The 2,878-nt window shown below is 71.7% G+C and carries 3 protein-coding genes; 2 read left to right on the top strand and 1 reads right to left on the bottom strand.

The features are described from left to right. Positions 1-236 precede the first annotated feature (236 nt). A complete protein-coding gene (gene hemE, locus AOK23_RS29400; protein WP_055715628.1) occupies positions 237-1,304 on the bottom strand; it encodes a uroporphyrinogen decarboxylase in 1,068 nt (355 codons plus the stop codon). A gap of 229 nt (positions 1,305-1,533) precedes the next feature. Here hemE and AOK23_RS29395 point away from each other — a divergent pair, with 229 nt between their 5' ends. Further along, on the top strand, positions 1,534-2,163 hold the full coding sequence (locus tag AOK23_RS29395; RefSeq protein ID WP_055715627.1) for a DUF3000 domain-containing protein: 630 nt from the start codon (positions 1,534-1,536) through the stop codon (positions 2,161-2,163). Between the two features lie 320 nt (positions 2,164-2,483). Further along, positions 2,484-2,878: response regulator (locus AOK23_RS29390; protein WP_169800345.1), on the top strand; the 395-nt coding region annotated here is incomplete at its 3' end.

The raw sequence follows: 2,878 nt of genomic DNA, 5'->3' as shown, positions 1-2,878 counted from the left end.
GCCGGCGGACGCGTCGCCCGACGATCCCGCGGACGCGTCCCCGGCGATCCAGTGGACGCCCCGTCGGCGATCTAGTGCTGTGGCCGGAAAGGTTTGCCGGAAAGCTCGCTGCGTCCGGTGCGGTGCCTCGCAAGGCGGAGCATGACCCGCGTACTGGATGTACTCGGGTCATGCGACAACGCCGCGAGGTGCCGTGCCGGACGCCGCGAGCCGGTGAACCTTTCCGGTTCACAGCACTAGCGCGTGGTCTGCTCGTGGACGTACTCCACGAGGCGGGTCAGCGCGTCGGGGTCGGTGGACGGCAGGACGCCGTGGCCCAGGTTGAAGACGTGGCCCTCCAGGCCGGCGGCCGAGTCGAGCACCTCGCGCGTCTTGGTCCGGACGGCCTCGGGGCCGGCGAACAGGACCGTCGGGTCGAGGTTGCCCTGGAGCGCCTTGCCGGGTCCGACGCGGCGGGCGGCCTCGTCGAGCGGAACGCGCCAGTCGACGCCCACGACGTCCGCGCCCGCCTCGCCCATGAGGCCCAGCAGCTCGCCGGTGCCGACGCCGAAGTGGATGCGCGGGACGCCGTATCCGGCGACGGCGTCGAAGACCTTCGCGGAGGCGGGCAGCACCGAGCGGCGGTAGTCGGCGGGGGCGAGCGCGCCGGCCCAGGAGTCGAACAGCTGGACGGCGGAGGCGCCGGCCTCGATCTGGACGCGGAGGAACGCGGCGGTGATCTCGGCCAGCCGGTCGAGCAGGTCGGCCCAGAGCTCCGGGTCGCCGTACATCATCGCCTTGGCGTTCTCGTACGTGCGGGAGGGGCCGCCCTCGACGAGATAGCTGGCCAGGGTGAAGGGGGCGCCGGCGAAGCCGATGAGCGGGGTCCCGCCCAGCTCGGCGGTGAGCAGCTTGATCGCCTCGGTGACGTACGAGACGTCCTCGGGGGTCAGGTCGCGCAGCTGGGCGAGGTCGGCGCGGCTGCGGATCGGGTGCTCGACGACCGGGCCGACGCCGGGCTTGATGTCGAGGTCGATGCCGATGGCCTTGAGCGGGACGACGATGTCGCTGAAGTAGATCGCCGCGTCCACGTGGTGCCGGCGGACCGGCTGGAGGGTGATCTCCGTGACCAGCTCGGGCCGCATGCACGACTCCAGCATCGGGATGCCCTCGCGCACCTTCAGGTACTCCGGCAGTGAGCGCCCGGCCTGCCGCATGAACCACACCGGCGTGTGCGGCACGGGCTCGCGCCTGCACGCCTTGAGGAAGGCGGAGTCATACGTGGCGGTCGGCTGGTGGCCCGAGGGGCTGGCGTTGGCACTCACGAGGCAAAGTCTCGCACGCCCGCTTGACAGGGACGGCCCGGGCTGTGGACAACGCGGGGCACCGAATGTTTCCGGCCACCACCGCGGGGACGCGGCCCGGCTGCGTTCGCTGAGCGCGATCCGACCGTGACCCAGCGCACGGGTGTCTTGCCCTGCGCCGAGGCCCCGTTCCCCTTACTGTTCCGGCATGGCTGCGGCTCAGGGACGACTGTCGGACGACGCTGGCGGAATGGACGACGCGAAGGAGGGGGAGCGCGATGCGGGTGGGACGGCCCCGTTGCCGTTCCGCTCCGCGGTCGACGCGCTGAGGGCCACACGCCTGCGGCCGGAGATCGAGATCGAGCCCACCCGGCCGCCGCAGCGGCTCGCCCCCTACGCGTACGCCCTGGAGGCCGCGGTCGTCGAGGGCGACGAGGACCTGGCCGACGGCCGTCTCGTCCTGCTGTACGACCCGGCGGGCCACGACGCCTGGCAGGGTTCCTTCCGGCTGGTGACGCTGGTCCGCGCGGAGCTGGAGCCGGAGATGGCCGCGGACCCCCTGCTGCCCGAGGTGTGCTGGTCCTGGCTGACCGGCGCACTGCAGACGCGCGGACTGTCGTACGGCGAGCCGAGCGGGACGGTGACCCGGGCCGGCTCGCACTACTTCGGCGGGCTCGCCGCGCGGCCCGCTGCCTCGCAGATCGAGATCCGGGCGTCCTGGACCCCGCGGGAGGTGCTGGGCGGTGCCCCGGACACCGCGGCACACCTCGCGTCCTGGTGCGATCTGCTCGCCCAGATCGCCGGGCTGCCGCCCGCCGTCGATCCGGGGGACGCGGCCGTGGTGACGCTGCCGCAGCGGCGGGGGCCCCAGTCACGCTGAGACCCGTCGCCGTCCGAGGACCGTGCCCCGAGGGGCACGGTCCTTTCTCGTGTCGTGTCCGCCACGCCGATCGAAACCATCACTTTGTCGATACGACCACTTTCGGCCTCGTATCGACGTGAAGCGACACCGTTCGGTCTTCGAATGATCGAAGGCGTGTCCGAATTGCACGGATTGTTACTCACCAAATCGTGATCATTCTCTAAAGGGGCAGAGGTTTGATGCCGAAGACCTCTGTGACCTTGAAAGCACGGTTCGTCCCGGCTTCGACCCCACGAGCCCAGCGAGCCGACCCCTCGTCCCGCACCCCAGGAGGCCTGGTGTCCGTTCTCCTCGAGCAGCCCGCAAGCCTGGTCGCCTACCGTCCGAACAAGCCGACCGCGATGGTGGTGGTGGCCGATCCGCGCGTCCGGTCGACCGTCACCCGGCACCTGTGGGCCCTCGGTGTCCGCGATGTCATCGAGGCCTCGTCCATCGCCGAGGCCCGTCCCCGCATCGGCAACCCCCGTGACATCTGCGTGGCAGACGTCCACCTGCCGGACGGCTCCGGCCTGACCCTCCTCTCCGAGACCCGAGCCGCGGGCTGGCCCAACGGCCTCGCGCTCTCCGCCGCCGACGACATCGGCGCCGTCCGCAACGCCCTCGCGGGCGGCGTGAAGGGATACGTCGTCACCGGCACCCGCACCAACATCGGACTGCCCACCCGCCCCGGCGC

This window comes from Streptomyces torulosus, from assembly GCF_001419765.1.
GTDB classification, from domain to species: domain Bacteria; phylum Actinomycetota; class Actinomycetes; order Streptomycetales; family Streptomycetaceae; genus Streptomyces; species Streptomyces torulosus.
This window is presented reverse-complemented; position numbering and strand designations above follow the sequence as displayed.